26 protein-coding genes are annotated in these 17254 nt (G+C 65.3%); 18 read left to right on the top strand and 8 right to left on the bottom strand.

What is annotated here, in order from left to right; translation table 11 throughout:
• The first annotated feature begins 176 nt into the window (after window positions 1-176).
• The 6 genes from tuf to BJL86_RS12050 all read left to right on the top strand — a co-directional run bounded on the left by tuf (window position 177) and on the right by BJL86_RS12050 (window position 6398).
• Window positions 177-1367, top strand: coding sequence for an elongation factor Tu (tuf, locus tag BJL86_RS12075; protein WP_067475790.1), 1191 nt, complete (start codon window positions 177-179; stop codon window positions 1365-1367).
• A gap of 187 nt (window positions 1368-1554) precedes the next feature.
• Entirely contained in the window at window positions 1555-2217 is a 663-nt protein-coding gene (locus tag BJL86_RS12070; RefSeq protein ID WP_067475792.1) for a hypothetical protein, read from the top strand.
• Between the two features lie 191 nt (window positions 2218-2408).
• The gene (locus BJL86_RS12065) at window positions 2409-3884 is read left to right on the top strand and encodes a PepSY-associated TM helix domain-containing protein (protein WP_067475794.1); all 1476 of its coding nucleotides are present in this window, start codon (window positions 2409-2411) and stop codon (window positions 3882-3884) included.
• A gap of 118 nt (window positions 3885-4002) precedes the next feature.
• Entirely contained in the window at window positions 4003-4878 is an 876-nt protein-coding gene (locus BJL86_RS12060) for a helix-turn-helix domain-containing protein (protein WP_067475796.1), read from the top strand.
• Between the two features lie 4 nt (window positions 4879-4882).
• Window positions 4883-5293, top strand: a complete 411-nt coding sequence (locus BJL86_RS12055) for a VOC family protein (protein WP_067475799.1) — start codon at window positions 4883-4885, stop codon at window positions 5291-5293.
• Window positions 5294-5657: 364 nt separating this feature from the next.
• The gene (locus tag BJL86_RS12050; RefSeq protein ID WP_082908586.1) at window positions 5658-6398 is read left to right on the top strand and encodes a DUF1345 domain-containing protein; all 741 of its coding nucleotides are present in this window, start codon (window positions 5658-5660) and stop codon (window positions 6396-6398) included.
• A 19-nt stretch (window positions 6399-6417) separates the two neighbouring features.
• On the opposite strand, the gene BJL86_RS12045 is transcribed toward BJL86_RS12050, so the two are convergent.
• From BJL86_RS12045 to BJL86_RS12015, 7 genes are read right to left on the bottom strand one after another with little or no spacing between them, the layout of a single operon-like run.
• Complete coding sequence (locus BJL86_RS12045) at window positions 6418-6981, bottom strand: hypothetical protein (RefSeq protein WP_067475804.1); 564 nt, start codon at window positions 6979-6981, stop codon at window positions 6418-6420.
• Window positions 6978-7649 carry a DUF6286 domain-containing protein gene (locus BJL86_RS12040; RefSeq protein WP_067475807.1) on the bottom strand — a complete coding sequence of 224 codons (672 nt, stop codon included), beginning with the start codon at window positions 7647-7649 and terminating at the stop codon, window positions 6978-6980. The genes BJL86_RS12045 and BJL86_RS12040 overlap by 4 nt, the downstream gene beginning before the upstream one ends.
• Window positions 7646-8374 carry an Asp23/Gls24 family envelope stress response protein gene (locus BJL86_RS12035; protein ID WP_067475809.1) on the bottom strand — a complete coding sequence of 243 codons (729 nt, stop codon included), beginning with the start codon at window positions 8372-8374 and terminating at the stop codon, window positions 7646-7648. Before BJL86_RS12035 ends, BJL86_RS12040 begins: the two co-directional genes overlap by 4 nt.
• Window positions 8361-8540 carry a DUF2273 domain-containing protein gene (locus BJL86_RS12030; RefSeq protein WP_067475984.1) on the bottom strand — a complete coding sequence of 60 codons (180 nt, stop codon included), beginning with the start codon at window positions 8538-8540 and terminating at the stop codon, window positions 8361-8363. The genes BJL86_RS12035 and BJL86_RS12030 overlap by 14 nt, the downstream gene beginning before the upstream one ends.
• Window positions 8541-8587: 47 nt before the next feature.
• Window positions 8588-8884 (bottom strand): hypothetical protein, encoded by a 297-nt coding sequence (locus tag BJL86_RS12025; protein WP_067475812.1) that lies wholly within the window; start codon window positions 8882-8884, stop codon window positions 8588-8590.
• Window positions 8885-8886: 2 nt separating this feature from the next.
• Complete coding sequence (locus BJL86_RS12020; RefSeq protein ID WP_067475815.1) at window positions 8887-9306, bottom strand: hypothetical protein; 420 nt, start codon at window positions 9304-9306, stop codon at window positions 8887-8889.
• A 28-nt stretch (window positions 9307-9334) separates the two neighbouring features.
• On the bottom strand, window positions 9335-9853 hold the full coding sequence (locus tag BJL86_RS12015; RefSeq protein WP_067475818.1) for an Asp23/Gls24 family envelope stress response protein: 519 nt from the start codon (window positions 9851-9853) through the stop codon (window positions 9335-9337).
• A 705-nt stretch (window positions 9854-10558) separates the two neighbouring features.
• Here BJL86_RS12015 and rpsJ point away from each other — a divergent pair.
• Genes rpsJ through rpsQ form a run of 11 tightly spaced genes read left to right on the top strand, consistent with a single transcriptional unit; the run spans window position 10559 to window position 15870 of the window.
• Window positions 10559-10864, top strand: coding sequence for a 30S ribosomal protein S10 (gene rpsJ / locus BJL86_RS12010; protein ID WP_067475988.1), 306 nt, complete (start codon window positions 10559-10561; stop codon window positions 10862-10864).
• A 40-nt stretch (window positions 10865-10904) separates the two neighbouring features.
• Window positions 10905-11570: a 50S ribosomal protein L3 gene (rplC, locus tag BJL86_RS12005; RefSeq protein WP_067475821.1), complete on the top strand. Its 666-nt coding sequence runs from the start codon at window positions 10905-10907 to the stop codon at window positions 11568-11570.
• Window positions 11567-12256 carry a 50S ribosomal protein L4 gene (rplD, locus tag BJL86_RS12000; protein WP_067475824.1) on the top strand — a complete coding sequence of 230 codons (690 nt, stop codon included), beginning with the start codon at window positions 11567-11569 and terminating at the stop codon, window positions 12254-12256. Before rplC ends, rplD begins: the two co-directional genes overlap by 4 nt.
• Entirely contained in the window at window positions 12253-12555 is a 303-nt protein-coding gene (gene rplW / locus BJL86_RS11995; protein ID WP_067475826.1) for a 50S ribosomal protein L23, read from the top strand. Before rplD ends, rplW begins: the two co-directional genes overlap by 4 nt.
• A 42-nt stretch (window positions 12556-12597) precedes the next feature.
• Window positions 12598-13434 (top strand): 50S ribosomal protein L2, encoded by an 837-nt coding sequence (rplB, locus tag BJL86_RS11990; protein WP_067475829.1) that lies wholly within the window; start codon window positions 12598-12600, stop codon window positions 13432-13434.
• A gap of 14 nt (window positions 13435-13448) precedes the next feature.
• On the top strand, window positions 13449-13730 hold the full coding sequence (gene rpsS / locus BJL86_RS11985; protein WP_067475832.1) for a 30S ribosomal protein S19: 282 nt from the start codon (window positions 13449-13451) through the stop codon (window positions 13728-13730).
• Window positions 13727-14131 carry a 50S ribosomal protein L22 gene (rplV, locus tag BJL86_RS11980; protein ID WP_067475835.1) on the top strand — a complete coding sequence of 135 codons (405 nt, stop codon included), beginning with the start codon at window positions 13727-13729 and terminating at the stop codon, window positions 14129-14131. The genes rpsS and rplV overlap by 4 nt, the downstream gene beginning before the upstream one ends.
• The gene (rpsC, locus tag BJL86_RS11975) at window positions 14131-14940 is read left to right on the top strand and encodes a 30S ribosomal protein S3 (protein ID WP_067475838.1); all 810 of its coding nucleotides are present in this window, start codon (window positions 14131-14133) and stop codon (window positions 14938-14940) included. The genes rplV and rpsC overlap by 1 nt, the downstream gene beginning before the upstream one ends.
• A gap of 5 nt (window positions 14941-14945) precedes the next feature.
• Window positions 14946-15362: a 50S ribosomal protein L16 gene (gene rplP, locus BJL86_RS11970; protein WP_067475841.1), complete on the top strand. Its 417-nt coding sequence runs from the start codon at window positions 14946-14948 to the stop codon at window positions 15360-15362.
• Window positions 15362-15589, top strand: a complete 228-nt coding sequence (gene rpmC, locus BJL86_RS11965; protein ID WP_067475844.1) for a 50S ribosomal protein L29 — start codon at window positions 15362-15364, stop codon at window positions 15587-15589. Before rplP ends, rpmC begins: the two co-directional genes overlap by 1 nt.
• Window positions 15589-15870, top strand: coding sequence for a 30S ribosomal protein S17 (gene rpsQ / locus BJL86_RS11960; RefSeq protein WP_067475847.1), 282 nt, complete (start codon window positions 15589-15591; stop codon window positions 15868-15870). The genes rpmC and rpsQ overlap by 1 nt, the downstream gene beginning before the upstream one ends.
• Window positions 15871-15965: 95 nt before the next feature.
• Here the strand turns inward: rpsQ and BJL86_RS11955 are convergent, their stop codons facing one another.
• Entirely contained in the window at window positions 15966-16325 is a 360-nt protein-coding gene (locus BJL86_RS11955; RefSeq protein WP_067475850.1) for a hypothetical protein, read from the bottom strand.
• A gap of 174 nt (window positions 16326-16499) precedes the next feature.
• Here BJL86_RS11955 and BJL86_RS11950 point away from each other — a divergent pair, with 174 nt between their 5' ends.
• The gene (locus tag BJL86_RS11950) at window positions 16500-17234 is read left to right on the top strand and encodes a YceI family protein (RefSeq protein WP_082908587.1); all 735 of its coding nucleotides are present in this window, start codon (window positions 16500-16502) and stop codon (window positions 17232-17234) included.
• The last annotated feature ends 20 nt before the right edge of the window (window positions 17235-17254 follow it).

The raw sequence follows: 17254 nt of genomic DNA, 5'->3' as shown, positions 1-17254 counted from the left end.
TAACCTGCGAGGCACCCTGTCTCAACAGGCAACACGCCTTACCGGCGGCCTTCGGTCGAAACCTCCGGGTGGCCGCCGGAACGTGCCGTCAGGCACAGTAAGTAAAGTCAGTACAAGCTGAAACCGAATGTGCTCACGAACCACGTGAGCCCATACCAGTCCAGGAGGACAAACAAGTGGCGAAGGCGAAGTTCGAGCGGACGAAGCCGCACGTAAACATCGGCACCATCGGTCACGTTGACCACGGTAAGACCACCACGACCGCGGCCATCACCAAGGTGCTTGCAGACGCATACCCCGAGGAGAACTCGGCGTTCGCGTTCGACATGATCGACAAGGCTCCTGAGGAGAAGGCTCGTGGTATCACGATCAACATCTCCCACGTCGAGTACCAGACGCCGAAGCGGCACTACGCTCACGTCGACGCTCCGGGCCACGCCGACTACATCAAGAACATGATTACCGGTGCTGCCCAGATGGACGGCGCTATCCTCGTTGTGGCCGCCACCGACGGCCCGATGCCGCAGACCCGTGAGCACGTGCTGCTCGCGCGCCAGGTCGGCGTTCCTTACATCCTCGTCGCGCTCAACAAGTGCGACATGGTCGACGACGCCGATCTCCTCGAGCTCGTCGAGATGGAGGTCCGCGAGCTCCTCGCTTCGCAGGAGTTCGACGAGGAGGCTCCGGTCGTTCAGATCTCGGCGCTCAAGGCGCTCGAGGGCGACGAGAAGTGGTCGAAGTCGATCGTTGAGCTCATGGAGGCTTGCGACGAGTCCATCCCGGACCCGCAGCGTGCCACCGATCAGCCGTTTCTCATGCCGGTCGAGGACGTGTTCACGATTACCGGTCGTGGCACCGTCGTTACCGGTCGTATCGAGCGCGGCCAGATCAACGTGAACGAGGATGTCGAGCTCATCGGCATCAAGGACAAGGCCACCAAGACCACCATCACCGGCATCGAGATGTTCCGTAAGCTTCTCGACTACGGCGAGGCCGGCGACAACGTTGGTCTCCTCGTGCGTGGTCTCAAGCGCGAAGAGGTCGAGCGCGGCCAGGTCGTCATCAAGCCGGGCGCCTACACCCCGCACACCAACTTCGAGGGCCAGGCCTACATCCTGTCCAAGGACGAGGGCGGCCGTCACACGCCGTTCTTCAACAACTACCGTCCGCAGTTTTACTTCCGTACGACTGACGTGACCGGCGTTGTTACCCTCCCCGAGGGCACCGAGATGGTCATGCCGGGCGACAACACCGAGATGAGCGTCGAGCTCATCCAGCCGGTCGCTATGGACGAGGGCCTCCGCTTCGCCATCCGTGAGGGTGGACGTACGGTCGGCGCCGGCCAGGTCACCAAGATCGTCAAGTAATTATTCTTGACGCCCTTGTGAGGCACTAAGGCTCCGCAGCGAGCTCAGAGAGCCCCCTTTCCCCGCACGGGGAGAGGGGGCTCTCGGCATTTCCATACACAGGGGCGCCGCGAGGCGAGCCCAGTGTGCCCTCATATACTTTCCTCAAGCAATTGCGCCGTTTGAACACCGCGACGAGGAGGGTCGAGTGAGCTTGCTCCCGTCCTCGTGCCGCGACCGCGGGCCAGCGGCCGATACCGGTTTCGAGGCTGCCCCGGGAATCGTGCTCCTGCTCTCTTGCCTCCTGACGTCGATCGTCGCTCACACCCAGGCCGGAGGAATGGCACCGGGCCCCGGAGGACTTCTCGTTACCGGACTTGCGCTCGGGCCGCTCGCGCTCGCCGTCAATCGTTTCGCGCACGTTCCCATCGCCCTGCTTTTCGCGGGACTGCTCGGACAGCTCACCGCCCACGTCGCGCTGAGCATCGTCACGCCTGCCCACCACGCCGCCTCGCATGCCGCGGCGACGACGCACCTCGACGGTTCCCACGCAGCCCACCACCAGGCAGCGATCATGACCGGCGACGGCACGCAGTGGTCGTTTAACGACGCAGTTCTCGGACACATCACGGGTATGGGTGCCGGGATGGCGTTCGCCCACCTTCTTGCGGCGCTGGTCACCGCGTGGCTCGTCACCGCCGGTCTCCGGGGACTTCGCCGCGCCGCGGGCACGGTACTCGCCGTCATCCTGCGCATCGTCGTTCCCGAGACGCCGCCGTCCGCACGCGCGCCGCGCGCTACACGCGTGGCGACTCCGAAGGAGCCCTTCCTCGTCGTCCTGGGCGGTAGGGCACCGCCCGCGCTTTCGTAGATACCCGCACTCCTCCCGGCTAAGGCTTCCTTCCGGGAGGGCATCACCGTGCCCGAAGGCCCCAGCCCTCGCGCGGCAACTCTCATCTACCACCGCATCTCACCTGCGGCGGCCGGGCCTTGAGCGACTGCATAACTCGCGCTCGGCTCCATGCGTCGCCGTCTGCATGCGGACGACTACGAAAGCTCGACATGACCCAAATCGATTCCGCACGTCCACTCGAGGGACCGGGGCACGACCCGGATCCCACCGTCCCTGCCCCGAAGACACCACCCACGACCGACGACGCCGCCGCGGCACTTCGCGCCCTCGCGCGTCGCGTCCACTTCTACGCGGGCCTGTTCATCGGCCCGTTCCTCCTGATCGCCGCCGTATCGGGGTTCTTCTACGCCCTATCACCGTCGATCGAAAAGGTTGTCTACCACGACCTGACCACCGCGTCCTCGTCCGAACACAACGTCGACCTCGAGAACCAAGTCGCGACTGCGCGGCAGGTCTTTCCCGCCCTGGAACTCAACTCGGTACTCCCGGGAACCGACGGCCAGAACACCCGCGTCCTCTTCGACGACCCCACCCTGGAATCCGAGTCCTACACCCGGGTCGCCTTCATCGACCCGGCGACCGGCAACGTCGACGGCGAATCGGTCCAATACGGCAGCGGACAGGCCCTGCCTCTACGGACGTGGCTGTCGGAGATGCACCGACGCCTCCACCTCGGCGAGCCCGGCCGACTCTACTCCGAACTCGTGGCATCCTGGCTCGCGCCGATCACCCTCTTCGGCCTCTACATCTGGTGGGATCAACGCCGCAGGAGCGGAGCGTCCATGCTCCGCAGGACAGCCGCCGACCGCAATGCCCGCCGCGGCAGCAGGTCGAGCACCCGGTCGAAGCACGCCGTCCTCGGCACCTGGGTCGCCATCGGGTTCCTCGGCCTGTCGGCGACGGGACTGACGTGGTCCACCTACGCCGGCGCGAACGTCTCCGATCTGCGCGCCGCCCTCAACTGGACCACGCCGACCATGGCGGCCACCGCCGGAGCCGGAGAGCACGCCGACCACGGCGCAGGCGCGGCCCACACCGAACACGCCGACCACATGGCCGCCGGCGCGGGCCACCACGAGGCTGCGACGGTCGACGACATTCACGCCTCGGCACTCGACGCAGGACTCACTGATCCGATCCAACTCACACCTCCCGCCGGCCCCGGCGAGGAGTGGACGGCTACAGAAACACGACGCTCCTACGCATACGGACCGGACTCCGCAGCGGTGGACCCGCACACCGGGGAGGTCGTCGAACACCTCGACTTCGCCGACTATCCGCTCGCCGCGAAACTCGCCGACTGGGGCATCCGGGCACATATGGGCTTCCTCTTCGGCATCGCCAACCAGATCCTGCTGGCCGCGGTCGCCGCAGCGCTCGCGCTCATCGTCCTTCGTGGCTACGCGATGTGGTGGAAGCGACGGCCTTCTCGAGGAGGCGCCCTGCCCACGATGCCCCGCCCGGGCGCGCTGCTCCGCCTGGCACAAGCACGACCACTCATGACGGCGGGCGCCGCGATCTTTGTCGTCGGGCTCTGTGTCGCGGTCCCTCTGCTCGGGATCTCGCTGGCCGCCTTCGTCCTTTTCGACGTAGCGATTGCGTTGATCCGGCGAGCGCGGACCTAGCAGCGATAGCCGCGTACCCGGACCGGCGCCGGGTGCGCGGCATGTCCGCCGTCATGGACGGGTGTTTTCGTGCGCGTCGGTGGTCGAGCGGTGGCGTGGGGAGGGGCCGCGGAGAATAATGGCGTCCACGCACAACGGAGGTGAATCCGTCATGTTCGTGCTCGATAGCGACGCCGCCGACTTGAGCGGCTTCGTCGAACGGATCGAGGCCTTCGACCTCACCGTGCCCGAGGCCGCGATCCACTTCGGCGTGCCCAGTGGCGTGCTCACCGTGCTCATCTCCATCGACGAACCCTTCGATATCGGCTGGGCGGGTGACGACGAATCGAGCACATTCCCCGTCCTCGTGGCCGGGCTCCACACCACGCCGTCCCTCGTCCGCACCCACGGGATACAACGCGGAATTCAGATAGCGCTGACCCCGCTGGGATGCCGCGCGCTATTCGGCATGCCGTGCGGCGAGCTCGCGCGGGAGCTCGTCACCGCCGACATGCTCGGCGACAACGCGTTCGTCGCCCTCCACGAGCGAATAGCGGAAACGACCACGTGGGACGCGCGCTTGGCGATCTTGCGTGGCTTTCTCCAGGAACGCGTTGCCGGCGGTGTCGAGCGATCGTCGCTCGGGGACGGGCTCGGCATAGCCGGAAGCGCGGCGGCGGAGGCGTGGTGGTTGCTTCACCGTTCGCGGGGGAACGCGCGAGTGTCGGAGCTCGCCTCGACGGTGGGCGTGAGCAGGCGGACTCTGCTCGCGGGTTTCCGCGGAGAGTTCGGGGTGGGCCCGAAGGAAGAAGCGCAGGTGCTTCGGTTCTGCCGCGCCCGCGACCTCGTCGAATCCGGCACGCCTCTCACCGAGGCGGCTGCTGTGGCCGGCTACGCGGACCAGGCGCATATGAGCCGCGAATGGGCGAAGATCGCCGGGCTGCCCCCGAGCCTGTCTGTAGGTAACCCGTTCCCAATTCTTCAAGACCTGCCCCCTGGAGCGAGCGCATACTAGGTCCATGACTACGTACTCGCCCACAGTGTTTCCCTCCTTCCAGACCTCCGACGCCGAAGCGATGATCGGCCTTCTCGACTCGCTCGGGTTCGCCGAGCGCATCCTCGTCCGCGACGACAAGGACCCAGCCCGCGTGGTGCACGCGGAGTACCGCTGGCGCGAGACCGGTGGGCTCATGTTCGGCAGCGCCCGCGGAGACAGCTCGATCTGGGACCGGACCGGGGGAGCGATGCTGTACCTCGTCGCCGTGGACGACGCCGAGGTCCACCGGCTCCACGCGGTGATCGACGGCATGGGCAACGACGTCGCGAAGGTCGAGGCGGCGCCGGAATCCAAGCCCTACGGCGGGATCGACTTCTCCTTCGTCGACTTCGACGGAAACTCCTGGTGCATCGGCTCGTACGCCGGCGCCTGAACGAAGACCTGTTAACGGCGGATTACCGCAATGGTTTCGGCCGTAAAGTATTCGTTTCGCCGACGACCCGGCGACGTAATAGCAGGCCCATAATCTCGACAGTGTTCCTCGGGGAGGAGATCTTCTCGGGGAAACATAGTCGCGGAGGGCAATTCGGCCCTCCGTTTCGAACTACGAAAAGGATTCCCCATGGGTTTGGTATCTGGACTTGTCGGTATCGTCGGCGACCTTCTTCATCTGCTGCTCGGTGGTCTGTAACGACGAATAATTCCCGCGGGAATCGTTGATCAACGTTTCAGGGCGCCTTCTCGACACGAATCGAGAAGGCGCCCTGCAGCGTTGTCATCCTGGGCACAATGAACACATGCCTGCTGATTTTTCGCGGATACGCAGATTCCTACCGTCGATGACCAACGACTATTGGCGGCAAAACGTCTCCGCGTTGCTGGCGCTCGTGTGCGCCGGGGTGTTCTTCGCGGTGCGGCTCAACGACGGCGGAATCGGCGACGCCGACAACGAGGGCTGGGCGGGCGTGCCCGACTACGTCATCCAGTTCGCGTTGCCGGGATGGGTCGCCTTCTGTGCGATCTACTGCGGGCTCACGCACCGAGTGTTCGCGAAAATGGGGCCGGACGAATTCCGAGAGACCGCGCAATCGAAGGCGCGGGCGGACAACAAATGGTGGCACTCGTGGGTTGGGTCTACCGACCCGGCGGGGTGGACCGTTCTCGGCGCGATCGTGGCCACGGTGTTCGTCGTCGTCCTCGCACAGAACGGGTATAGCCGCGAGGATTCGATCTACATTTTTCTGGGCCTGGCGGTCGCGGCGGGGTCCTGGGTGCTCATGGCCTACTCGTATTCGCTGACCTATATGCGCGCGCATGGTGCGGGAGAGGTCGTGGAGTTCCCGTTCGACGAACCGCCGGTGTTCGAGGACTTTCTCTCCCATGCGGTCTTCGTCTCGACGTTTCTGGGGCCACAGGCGCGGGTGCGCTCGCGGAGCGTCCTCAACGCGATGCGCACCCATGCCCTGCTGGCGTTCATGTTTAACGCCGTAGTCGTGGCGATGACGGTGAGCCTTCTCTTCGGAACGTTCTCCGGGTAGAGCGGCCCGCCAACGTGCGCTACTGCTCGCGCGCGGCCTTCTCGATTCGCACGAACACGCGTTGCGCCAGGTGCGGCTTGTCGAAGGACTTAGCGAGCACCGCGCCGTTGATGCGGGCGGCCTTTTCGACTCGGTCGAGCGCCACCGAAGGGGCGCAACGCAACGTGATCTCCATCGTTGGCACGCCTTCGCGTTCGTGAACCCGATGGCTTGCCTTACGAACGCCCTCGATCCGGGTGAAGGATTGCGCGGTGGCGCTGGCGACGGCGTGGACGTCGGCGCTCAGCTCACCCGACGGGGATGCGCCGTCAAGCACCCAGGTGCCGATACCGTGCCGTGCGGCGAGACCAAACAGGCTGGAGAGTGCGACGACTGCGGCTACCGCGCACGTGATGCCCAGCGCCCAGGGCCACCAGTTGGCCTCCGGCCATGCGGTGACGTCGGGGACGGGACCGCCGGTCAAGCGATCCCGAACGTCGGCCACGTCGAAGTGCCACGCGAGGAGCGCAAGACCCGCCGCCAGAATGATCAGCGAGAAGACGATGACGGTCAGACGTGTGAGGACGGAAGCGCGAGTAGTCATCGGCTTTCACCTCCCCGAGTACGAACGACAAGTGTCTTGTTTCCCGCGAGCGAGCCGACGATCGGCGCGAGTTCCTGCCGGACGGCCAATTCCACGTCCGACAGGTCTCGACCGCCGGCGTGCACGTTGGCGACGACCTTCTTGCGGCCGACGACCGTGGTGCATCCGGTGACCCCGGAGACGCGGCCGGCGTGCTGCGAGCACAGCCGGGCGATGGACGTCGGGGTCAGCCAGAGCGCGGAGTCCTCGCCGTATCCGACATGGGAACGTTGACGGCGGCGGAGGGCGGAAATCAACATCAATAGCCCGAGCACGGCAACCGCGCCAGCGACCCAGGGGAGTGGGCGCCAGGACAGTGGCCCGTCGAGTCCGTTCTCGACCCACGGCCCGAGGATCGGGGTCCAGCCCTCGCGCAGGGTGGCGTACAGCTCGTATCCGGCGAAACCCGCGAGCCCCAGCAGGGCGAGCGAGAGAAGCACGAGGACAGGCCTGGCTGCGGGCGCCCGTCGCGGCTCCCGCCCGACCGTCACAGCGTTGGGCGCGGTGGCGAGCTCCTCGTTGGTGTAGATCGTTGATGTCTGGCCGATCTTTCCACCTGGGGTGAAGGTGATGCGGCTGTCCTCGTCGGTGGTGGCCGAATCGGACGCGGCGGTGGAGTCGTCATTCATTTCCGTCCCCCTTTTCGGCGTCGTTCCTCGGCGAGGTCGATGTTCGGGTGTCGTACCGGCGGGGGAGGCGGAGCCTGCGGGACGAACAGTGGCGGCCGCTCGGGCGCCGACGGGACGTCGACCTTGGTACGGGTCGGCGCGGACACCGATGCCACCTTCGCCGGTACCGGGATACGCGGCGAACGGAAATGCAGCTCCGAGACCTCCGGGGTGTGCAGCTGCTTCGGACGCGGCGTCGCGGGCGCCTTCGCCGCGTGAGGACTGGGCATCACCGCCGGCCGCGGGGCCAGGCGTGAAGAGGTGACCGGCTCGGAAAGCGGCAGCGCAACATCGTCGAGCACTGTCTGGCCAGGCACGACAGCGCCGACGTGGACATCGACCTGGATGCTCTCGGCGGCAGTGTGCGCCTTGAGAACCTCGCGGATCGCACTGCGTACCGACGTTGCGAGCTCGGTGATCGGAGCCGGCCACATCGCGGCGATATGGACCTCCGCGCTGACGCGGTCGCGTCCGGTTCCGACCTCGACGCGCGGATACGAGCGGCCGGTGAGCCGATTGAGTCCCGATGTGTGTTCGATGGACCCGGAGACCGACAGCGCGGCCTGCCTCACCACGCGCCGTAGCGAACGGGTGGAAGCTTCGGTGGATCCTCGATCGGTCGCCGAGCGTTCGACGTCCCAGTTGGTTCCCTCGTCGGCGCCGGCCGTCGAGCTATCCACGGCCACGCCCGCGGACCACCGCGGACAGATCGATCAGGCCGTCGAGGTGAGCTCCGGCGACGCCACCGATGACGGCGAGCAGAAGCGCAAACACGAAGGCGCCGACGCCGCCGATGATCCCGGCGATCGCGAGCAAAAGCCCGATCACCGCGCAGATTGCGGTGTATTTCATGGTCTCTCCCGGTGCTTTGAACATGGTCTGGTGATTCTTCCTAGCGACTATCGTTTTCGCGACGCGATGGATAGCGCCAACGATGCCCCGACGGCCACGATCCCGGCGGCGGCCGTGACGACGACCGCGAGCGCCTGGTCGAACGACTGCTCGGAGGCGGCCTTCGCCTTGTCTCGGTCCGGGGTCAACCCGTGCTTGCGGTCGACCGCTTCCAGCGCCTCGATCAGCGCGTCGGCGGATCCGCCGTGATCCGGGTGGTGGGCGAGGACGGCGGCGCGCCGATCCCTGCGATACGCCGACTCGTCCTTCGGCGTCCGTCCCGAGCTACTTCGCTGTTCGGCCATCGCTACTCATCCTCGGCCGGTTCGTCCGGAAGCTCGAGGTCGGCGAACACCAAATCGAGTTCGCCCTCCCACTGACGTGCAAGCGCCGACCGCACGTCCCGCTCGACCTCCGGAATGGGACGCTGCCCATCGATGACGACGGAGGCACGGAGCCTATCCCCGCGGACCTCTACGCGCGGCTCGCCGACAGAGCGAGGAGAGTGCGCGGACAGAAACGGGCTGATGACACGAACAATCCCCGGCACGCCGGAGATCGTCTCGGCCGCCAGATGCGCCGCCTCGGCGTTAACCTGCGCCGGCGTCCGTACCTTCGAGGCCGTCGGTGCGCCACTCGCTCCGGAAACGGAGAGTCGCCCTGCCTGCGCGGGCGTGACGACGCGGCGCACCTGGCCGGTGTTTCGTGCGTGGTGTGGGTGGGTCATATCGACTGTCGTTTCGACGGCTCAGTGACTACTGAACGCGCGAGCGCGTTTCGAGCGACTGCGTCTTCTGCTGATCGGCATCGTCGTCCTCGTCGTCCTCACCCGGCAGGTAGACGTCGGTGATCTCGACGTTGACCTCGGTCATCTCAAGGCCGGTCATGCCCTCGACCGCGGCGATGATGTTCTGCCGTACCGCCTCGGCGAGCTCGTGGATCGCCACGCCGTACTCGGCGATGAGACTGACGTCGACGGCAGCCTGTCGTTCGCCGACCTCGACCGAGACGCCCTGGCTGACGTTCGTGCGCGCGCCGGGGATGCGCTCGCGGAGGACACCGACCATGCGAGCAGGGCCTCCTCCGACGTCATGCACCCCACCGACCTCGCGCGTGGCGATCCCGGCGATCTTGGAAACGACGACGTCGGCGATCGTGGTGTTGCCGCGAGTGGTGTCGAGAGCTCCCTCCGATGTCGATGTCGAGGCGGCCTTGCCTGCGTCCGCGTTCGCGCCGCTCGACTGCGAGCCGGATGCGTTCTGATTATTTGCCATGATCTGAACTCCTTGGGAGATCGACTGTGGGAGTGCGTGTTTCGGGACAACAAGGCTAGCTGGTCGCACAATGTTGGCGCCAGGACACCTTGTCTATGACATTACTGCGAATGTAGAAACCATGCACTGCCATTCGGCAACATGCGCGCGGGGGCTCGGCGCAGGCGACGAGTGCGATAACAGGTGGCGCCGCACGGGCGAGAGCGGGAGAGGAACGCCACAGAATCCGAAGTTGGGCCGATTTGCCCTCGATCTGCGGCTGGTGCATACTAATCAAGTTGCCTCGACATGGTGACCCATACGCGTGCGTCCAAAACGGCCGTACGCGGGGCACGATGGCGGGGCGAGCACGACGAGTGGCAGACGAAACTCCTAGGAATTTCGTTTGCCGCAAAAGCGGGAAGGCGACACGCCCGACCGCGTGGACCAAGTCGTGACACATTCACAGCGGCAGCGGATCGGTGAGAACCACTGGTTATCTCTCTTCGGAGGGTGCCACACGAGGTTTTTGCTGCGTCCTCTGGGAGAGATCCTTCGCCATTGCTGACTTTGTGTCTGCGTCACGGCAAACGGTTCACCCAAGACGAAGCACCGATGAACCTGGCGTTGTCGAGTCGAGTGGGAAACCACTTCGATTCGGCCACGACAACAAAGGACCAACATCTGCTCTCGGGAATCCGGGGGCAGGGAGAAGAAGAGGACCAAGTGGCGGGACAAAAGATCCGCATCCGGCTCAAGGCCTACGACCACGAAGCCATCGATAAGTCGGCACGCATCATCGTTGATGCAGTGACCCGTACCGGTGCGCGTGTTGTCGGCCCGGTGCCGCTGCCCACCGAGAAGAACGTCTACTGCGTAATCCGCTCGCCGCACAAGTACAAGGACTCGCGCGAGCACTTCGAGATGCGCACCCACAAGCGTCTGATCGACATTCTCGATCCCACGCCGAAGACCGTGGACGCACTTATGCGAATCGACCTGCCGGGCAGCGTCGACGTCAACATTCAGTGATTTATTCGCCGACCTATCTGTGCAGCGGAGACAGTAAACAATGAGTAATTCCGAGATCAAGGGCCTCTTGGGCACCAAGCTCGGCATGACCCAGGTCTTTGACGAGAACAATCGGGTCGTCCCGGTGACCGTCATCAAGGCCGGTCCGTGCGTGGTGACCAAGATCCGTACCGAAGAAATCGATGGCTACAACGCCATTCAGATCGCGTTTGGCGCCATCGACCCGCGTCGCGTGAACAAGCCCGAGACGGGCCAGTTCGAGAAGGCCGGCGCCACCCCGCGCCGTCACGTGTCCGAACTGCGTCTGCCGTCCGCCGAGGCAGCTTCTGCCTACGAGGTGGGCCAGGAGCTGGGTGTCGACATCTTCGAGGACATCAAGTTCGTCGACGTCACCGGCACCTCCAAGGGCAAGGGCTACGCCGGCACCATGAAGCGTCACGGCTTCGCCGGTCAGGGAGCTTCCCACGGTAACCAGGCGACGCACCGTATGCCGGGCTCCATCGGCGGCGCGTCCTTCCCGGGTCGCGTGTTCAAGGGCATGCGCATGTCCGGCCGTATGGGCAACGACCGAGTGACCACCCAGAACCTCAAGCTCCACAAGGTTGACGCCGACGCCGGCGTCCTCCTTATCAAGGGCGCTATCCCGGGCCGCAACGGCGGCCTCGTGACGGTTCGCAACGCAGTGAAGGGCGGTGCTCACGCATGACCGCAACGGAGAATGCAGTGAACCTTTCCCTCGACGTCCGTACCCCTGCGGGTAGCACGGACGGCAAGGTTGAGCTCCCGGCCGCCATCTTTGGCGTCGAGCCGAACCTGCCGCTCATGCACCAGGTCGTCGTGGCCCAGCTGGCCGCGGCCCGCCAGGGCACGCACGCCACCAAGACCCGCGGCAACGTTGCCGGCGGTGGCCGCAAGCCGTTCCGCCAGAAGGGCACCGGCCGCGCCCGCCAGGGCTCGATCCGCGCACCCCACTACACCGGTGGTGGCACCGTGCACGGCCCGCAGCCGCGCAATTACGCGCAGCGCACCCCGAAGAAGATGATCGCCGCCGCACTCCGCTCCGCGCTGAGCGACCGCGTCGCCAACGATCGTCTCTTCGTGTTCACCGAGATCGTCGAGGGGCAGAAGCCCTCCACGGCCGGTGTCCGCAAGCTGCTGGCCTCGCTTTCCGAGCGGAAGAAGACCCTTCTGGTCGTCGGCCGCGAGGACATCGCCGCGTGGAAGAGCGTGGCGAACCTGGATAACGTTCATCCGATCGCGCCGGACCAGCTGAACACCTACGACGTGCTTAACGCCGACGATGTCGTGTTCACGGTCGAGGCTTTCCACGCCTACGTCGAGCAGGCCCAGCGCCAGCTCGCCGGCTCGTCCGCTAAGGAGGCTGCCAAGTGAGCACCGTCGCCGATCCCCGGGACGTGATCATCGCCCCGGTCGTCTCTGAGAAGGCCTACGGTCTCCTCGAGCAGAACGTGTACACGTTCCTCGTGGACCCGGCTTCGAACAAGACGCAGATCAAGATCGCCATCGAAGAAATCTTCGGTGTCACGGTCGCATCTGTGAATACCGCCAACCGCCAGGGCAAGCGCAAGCGAACTCGCTTCGGTTACGGCAAGCGCAAGGACACCAAGCGCGCCATCGTGACCCTCGCGGCCGACAGCAAGCCCATCGAGATCCCGGGGCTCACCGCGTAAGCGGTGTAACCGGCTCGTAAGTAGCTTAAGGACGAGATACGAATGGCTATCCGTAAGTACAAGCCGACGACCCCCGGTCGTCGTGGCTCGAGCGTTTCGACGTTCGACCAGATCACCCGCACCGAGCCCGAGAAGTCGCTCGTTCGGCCGCTGAGCAAGTCCGGCGGACGTAACGGCCACGGCCGGATCACGACCCGTCACAAGGGTGGTGGCCACAAGCGCGCCTACCGCGTCATCGACTTCCGTCGTAACGACAAGGACGGCGTGCCGGCCAAGGTCGCTCACATCGAGTACGACCCGAACCGCACCGCGAACATCGCGCTCCTGCACTACGCAGACGGCGAGAAGCGCTACATCATCGCTCCCCGTGGCCTCAAGCAGGGCACGATCGTGGAGTCCGGTGTCGGCGCGGACATCAAGACCGGCAACAACCTCCCGCTGCGCAACATCCCGGCAGGCACCATCGTGCACGCCGTGGAGCTGCGCCCGGGCGGCGGCGCCAAGATGGCCCGCTCCGCCGGTGCGAGCGTCCAGCTTCTCGGTAAGGAAGGCCCGTACGCAGTGCTGCGTCTGCCTTCCGGCGAGATGCGTCGCGTCGACATCCGTTGCCGCGCCACTCTCGGTGAGGTCGGCAACGCCGAGCAGATCAACATCAGCTGGGGTAAGGCCGGCCGCATGCGGTGGAAGGGCGTTCGCCCGACCGTCCGTGGTGTCGTCATGAACCCGGTCGACCACCCGCACGGCGGTGGTGAAGGCAAGACGTCCGGCGGCCGCCACCCGGTCAGCCCGTGGGGTCAGCCTGAAGGCCGCACCCGTAAGCCCAAGAAGGCGAGCGACAACATGATTGTCCGTCGTCGTCGCACCGGTAAGAAGCGTTAAGGAGGGAAACCAGAATGCCCCGCAGTCTTAAGAAGGGTCCGTTCGTAGACGAGCACCTCCTTGCCAAGGTGGACGCTCAGAACGACAAGGGCACGCATCAGGTCATCAAGACCTGGTCCCGTCGCTCGACCATCCTGCCCGATTTCATCGGCCACACCTTTGCTGTCCACGATGGACGCAAGCACGTGCCGGTGTTCGTGTCCGACTCGATGGTCGGCCACAAGCTCGGAGAGTTCGCGCCGACCCGCACGTTCAAGGGTCACATCAAGGACGACCGAAAGGCGAAGCGTCGATGAGCACTGAAACCACCGCCAATGAGGCCCGCACTTCGGCACGGGCCACCGCCAAGTTCGTTCGCGTGACGCCGATGAAGGCTCGCCGCGTCGTCGACCTGATCCGCGGCAAGGGCACCAAGGAAGCGCTGGACATCCTGCGCTTCGCCCCGCAGTCGGCATCCGAGCCGGTCGCCAAGGTTCTCGAGTCCGCGATCGCGAACGCGGAGAACAACTTCAACCTGGATCCCCGGACCCTGGTTGTGACCACTGCATACGCGGACGAGGGCCCGACCCTCAAGCGTTTCCGCCCGCGTGCTCAGGGTCGTGCTTTCCGTGTGCGTAAGCGCACGAGCCACATCACCATCGAGGTCACCACTCGCGAAGCGATCGAGGGTAATGGCCGTAAGGGAGGTGCTCAGTAGTGGGCCAGAAAATCCATCCCCACGGCTTCCGCCTGGGAATCACCTCTAACTGGACGTCGCACTGGTACGCAGACAAGCAGTACGCGTCGTTCGTCGCAGAGGACATCAAGATCCGCGACCTGCTCTCGAACAACCTCGAGCGGGCCGGCATCTCCAACGTGGAGATCGAGCGTCGTGACGAGCGCGTCACGGTGAACATCTTCACGGCCCGCCCGGGTATCGTCATCGGTCGCCGCGGCGCCGAGGCCGATCGCCTTCGTGGCGAACTGGAGAAGCTCACCGGTAAGCAGGTTCACCTGAACATCCTCGAGGTCAAGAACACCGAGGCCGACGCACAGCTCGTCGCTCAGGGAATCGCGGAGCAGCTCGCCAACCGCGTCGCTTTCCGTCGCGCCATGCGCAAGGCCATCCAGTCGGCCATGCGTCAGCCGCAGGTAAAGGGCATCAAGGTCATGTGTTCCGGCCGTCTCGGCGGCGCCGAGATGTCCCGTTCGGAGCGCTACCACGAGGGCCGCGTCCCGCTGCACACGCTTCGCGCAGAGATCGACTACGGCACCTTCGAGGCCCGTACGACCTTCGGTCGCATCGGCGTCAAGGTGTGGATCTACAAGGGCGATGTCGTCGGTGGACGCCGCGAGTCGGATCAGTACAACCAGCCGGCCGGTGGCCGTAACGACCGTCCGCGCCGCGAGCGCGGTGCCGGTCGCCCGCGCCGCAGCGGTGCCCAGGGCACCACGGCCACGAGCACCGAGACCGCACGCGCCAAGTCGAGCGCGGAGCAGGCCCCGGCCGAGACCAAGGAGGGCTAGACGCAATGCTTATCCCGAAGCGCGTCAAGCACCGCAAGCAGCACCACCCGTCCCGCAAGGGTCAGTCCAAGGGTGGCACCAAGGTGACCTTCGGTGACTACGGCATCCAGGCTCTCGAGCCCGCCTACATCACCAACCGGCAGATCGAGTCCGCGCGTATTGCCATCAACCGCCACATCAAGCGCGGTGGCAAGGTGTGGATCAACATCTTCCCGGATCGCCCGCTCACCAAGAAGCCGGCCGAAGTCCGAATGGGCTCCGGTAAGGGTTCCGTCGAGTGGTGGGTCGCAAACGTCAAGCCCGGACGCATCCTGTTCGAGATGACGTACCCGAACGAGGAGACGGCTCGCGAGGCCCTTCGCCGCGCGCAGCACAAGCTCCCCTGCAAGACCCGTATCGTTACGCGAGAGGAGCAGTTCTAATGGCTAGCGGAACCACCGCCCCCGAGCTGCGCGAGCTCGACGCCGCGACTCTCACCGAGCGCCTGCGGGAGTCCAAGGAAGAGCTGTTCAACCTGCGCTTCCAGCTTGCGACCGGGCAGCTGAACAACAACCGCCGCCTGCGGGTCGTGCGCCACGACATTGCCCGCATCTACACCGTCATGCGCGAGCGCGAGCTCGGCCTGTCGGCGGAGCCGGGTGAGAGCTAATGAGCGAGGAGAAAATGACCACCACTGAAGAGCGCAATGCTCGTAAGGTGCGCATGGGCTACGTCGTCTCCGACAAGATGGAGAAGACGATCGTGGTCGAGCTGGAGGACCGTGTCAAGCACGCCCTTTACGGCAAGATCATGCGTCGCACGACCAAGGTCAAGGTGCACGACGAGACCAACGACGCCGGCATCGGCGACCGCGTGCGGATCATGGAGACCCGCCCGCTTTCCGCCTCGAAGCACTACCGCCTGGTAGAGATCGTCGAGCGCGCGAAGTAAGAACGCCGCACCGCAGGCCGCTGGCCTGCAGTCCGGATCAGGCTCCCTCCGCCGTCATCAATGTGATGACGCCGGGGGGAGCTTTTCTTATGACCTCACGCCGTTCGCGCTTCGACGTCCTCGAGCATTTCGGTGATCCAGGTGCTCGCCGAGGCGATCTCTTCCTCAGTACCGTCGACCTCGAGGGCCACCGACTGCGGCAAGCCGAGTTCGCCGGCCGCGGCACTGGAGAATTCGAAGGTGAGCGTTCGGTCGTCAAGCCCGAAGGCCGCGATTCCACCTTCGACGACCACGCCGTCGGTGTTCACGACGACGTAATCGGAGACGGACTCGTACGGCGCGCGGATTTCGAACGAGCGATCAGCGCTTTCCGCCTCGATCGCGATGACGACCAACTCGTTCTCATCGCGAGGGGTGTACACGTCCACTCGGGCGACGTAATTCGTGGTGTTCATCCGGTCCTCCCTTTTCACTAGCCGGAAGGTGTACTTCCATGATCCGCTTCCGCATCCCAAATAGCGAGGCTCCTCAGTCGACCCCCAGTAGATCCACCTACTTTCGTTCAGGTGGCATGGCTACTTAGGGCACGCTTGGTATGTTGGAGTCTCGTCAACAGAACGGAAGCCGACATGCCCGAATCTCCTGTTACCGACCGCGCCGAGGTACGGGGGCCCAGGAAGGGCAAGCGGTGGGCCGTCGCCGCTCTGCTCGCAATCATTCTCCTCGTCGCGGCCCTCATGGTCGGGCCCCGCGTGTACTCGAACTTCGCGTCCTCGGACGAGGCCGCGCCCACTCTCGCGGGCGAAATACAAGACCGAACGGGCGGAGATAGCGGCAGTGGAGAGGGCGTCGATGTCGCCGAAGGGGAGTGGACGGTCGGGCCGGAGTCATACGCCGGCTACCGGGTGGACGAGATCCTGCGCGGAGAACCGGTGACGGTCGTGGGCCGCACCCAAGAAGTGACCGGCCAGGCCAGCGTCGCAGGCGAGGCCGTTTCCGACGCCACCATCGAGGTCGACATGGCCACCGTCGCCACCGACAATGGCCGCCGGGACGCGTACTTCCGCGACGCACTCGATGTCGAGGAGCACCCGGTTTCGACGTTCACGATCACCGAACCGATCGACCTTGGCGCGGTCGGTGAATCGCCGTCCACCATCGATGTGTCCGGAGATCTCACTCTCGGCGCGGAGACCCGACCCGTGATGGCGACGCTAGAAGTAGCTTCGCGAAACGGTCGGCTCGAGGTCGCAGGCACAGTGCCCATCACGTGGGCCGACTTCGGCCTAGACGCCCCGAACCTCGGCTTCGTCGAGGTTGAGGACTCGGGCGCGATCGAGTTCCTCCTGCATCTCGCGCAGTAGGCGTACGTTGGGGTCAGACC

Source organism: Dietzia timorensis, from assembly GCF_001659785.1.
Lineage (GTDB): Bacteria > Actinomycetota > Actinomycetes > Mycobacteriales > Mycobacteriaceae > Dietzia > Dietzia timorensis.
The sequence above is the reverse complement of the archived record's forward strand: the minus strand, read 5'-3'. Positions and strand labels throughout refer to the sequence as shown.

Bases quoted from the DNA above. Each gene is read 5' to 3' on its own strand.
- BJL86_RS12055 (WP_067475799.1), top strand. From the start codon at position 4,883: ATGACTACGTACTCGCCCACAGTGTTTCCCTCCTTCCAGACCTCCGAC.
- rplC (WP_067475821.1), top strand. From the start codon at position 10,905: ATGAGTAATTCCGAGATCAAGGGCCTCTTGGGCACCAAGCTCGGCATG.
- BJL86_RS12020 (WP_067475815.1), bottom strand. From the start codon at position 9,306: ATGACCCACCCACACCACGCACGAAACACCGGCCAGGTGCGCCGCGTC.
- rplB (WP_067475829.1), top strand. From the start codon at position 12,598: ATGGCTATCCGTAAGTACAAGCCGACGACCCCCGGTCGTCGTGGCTCG.
- BJL86_RS12025 (WP_067475812.1), bottom strand. From the start codon at position 8,884: ATGGCCGAACAGCGAAGTAGCTCGGGACGGACGCCGAAGGACGAGTCG.
- rpsS (WP_067475832.1), top strand. From the start codon at position 13,449: ATGCCCCGCAGTCTTAAGAAGGGTCCGTTCGTAGACGAGCACCTCCTT.
- BJL86_RS12065 (WP_067475794.1), top strand. From the start codon at position 2,409: ATGACCCAAATCGATTCCGCACGTCCACTCGAGGGACCGGGGCACGAC.
- BJL86_RS12060 (WP_067475796.1), top strand. From the start codon at position 4,003: ATGGCGTCCACGCACAACGGAGGTGAATCCGTCATGTTCGTGCTCGAT.
- BJL86_RS11950 (WP_082908587.1), top strand. From the start codon at position 16,500: ATGCCCGAATCTCCTGTTACCGACCGCGCCGAGGTACGGGGGCCCAGG.
- rplD (WP_067475824.1), top strand. From the start codon at position 11,567: ATGACCGCAACGGAGAATGCAGTGAACCTTTCCCTCGACGTCCGTACC.
- rplP (WP_067475841.1), top strand. From the start codon at position 14,946: ATGCTTATCCCGAAGCGCGTCAAGCACCGCAAGCAGCACCACCCGTCC.
- BJL86_RS12040 (WP_067475807.1), bottom strand. From the start codon at position 7,649: ATGAATGACGACTCCACCGCCGCGTCCGATTCGGCCACCACCGACGAG.
- BJL86_RS12030 (WP_067475984.1), bottom strand. From the start codon at position 8,540: ATGAAATACACCGCAATCTGCGCGGTGATCGGGCTTTTGCTCGCGATC.
- rpmC (WP_067475844.1), top strand. From the start codon at position 15,362: ATGGCTAGCGGAACCACCGCCCCCGAGCTGCGCGAGCTCGACGCCGCG.
- BJL86_RS12015 (WP_067475818.1), bottom strand. From the start codon at position 9,853: ATGGCAAATAATCAGAACGCATCCGGCTCGCAGTCGAGCGGCGCGAAC.
- rplV (WP_067475835.1), top strand. From the start codon at position 13,727: ATGAGCACTGAAACCACCGCCAATGAGGCCCGCACTTCGGCACGGGCC.
- BJL86_RS11955 (WP_067475850.1), bottom strand. From the start codon at position 16,325: ATGAACACCACGAATTACGTCGCCCGAGTGGACGTGTACACCCCTCGC.
- BJL86_RS12045 (WP_067475804.1), bottom strand. From the start codon at position 6,981: ATGACTACTCGCGCTTCCGTCCTCACACGTCTGACCGTCATCGTCTTC.
- rpsQ (WP_067475847.1), top strand. From the start codon at position 15,589: ATGAGCGAGGAGAAAATGACCACCACTGAAGAGCGCAATGCTCGTAAG.
- BJL86_RS12050 (WP_082908586.1), top strand. From the start codon at position 5,658: ATGCCTGCTGATTTTTCGCGGATACGCAGATTCCTACCGTCGATGACC.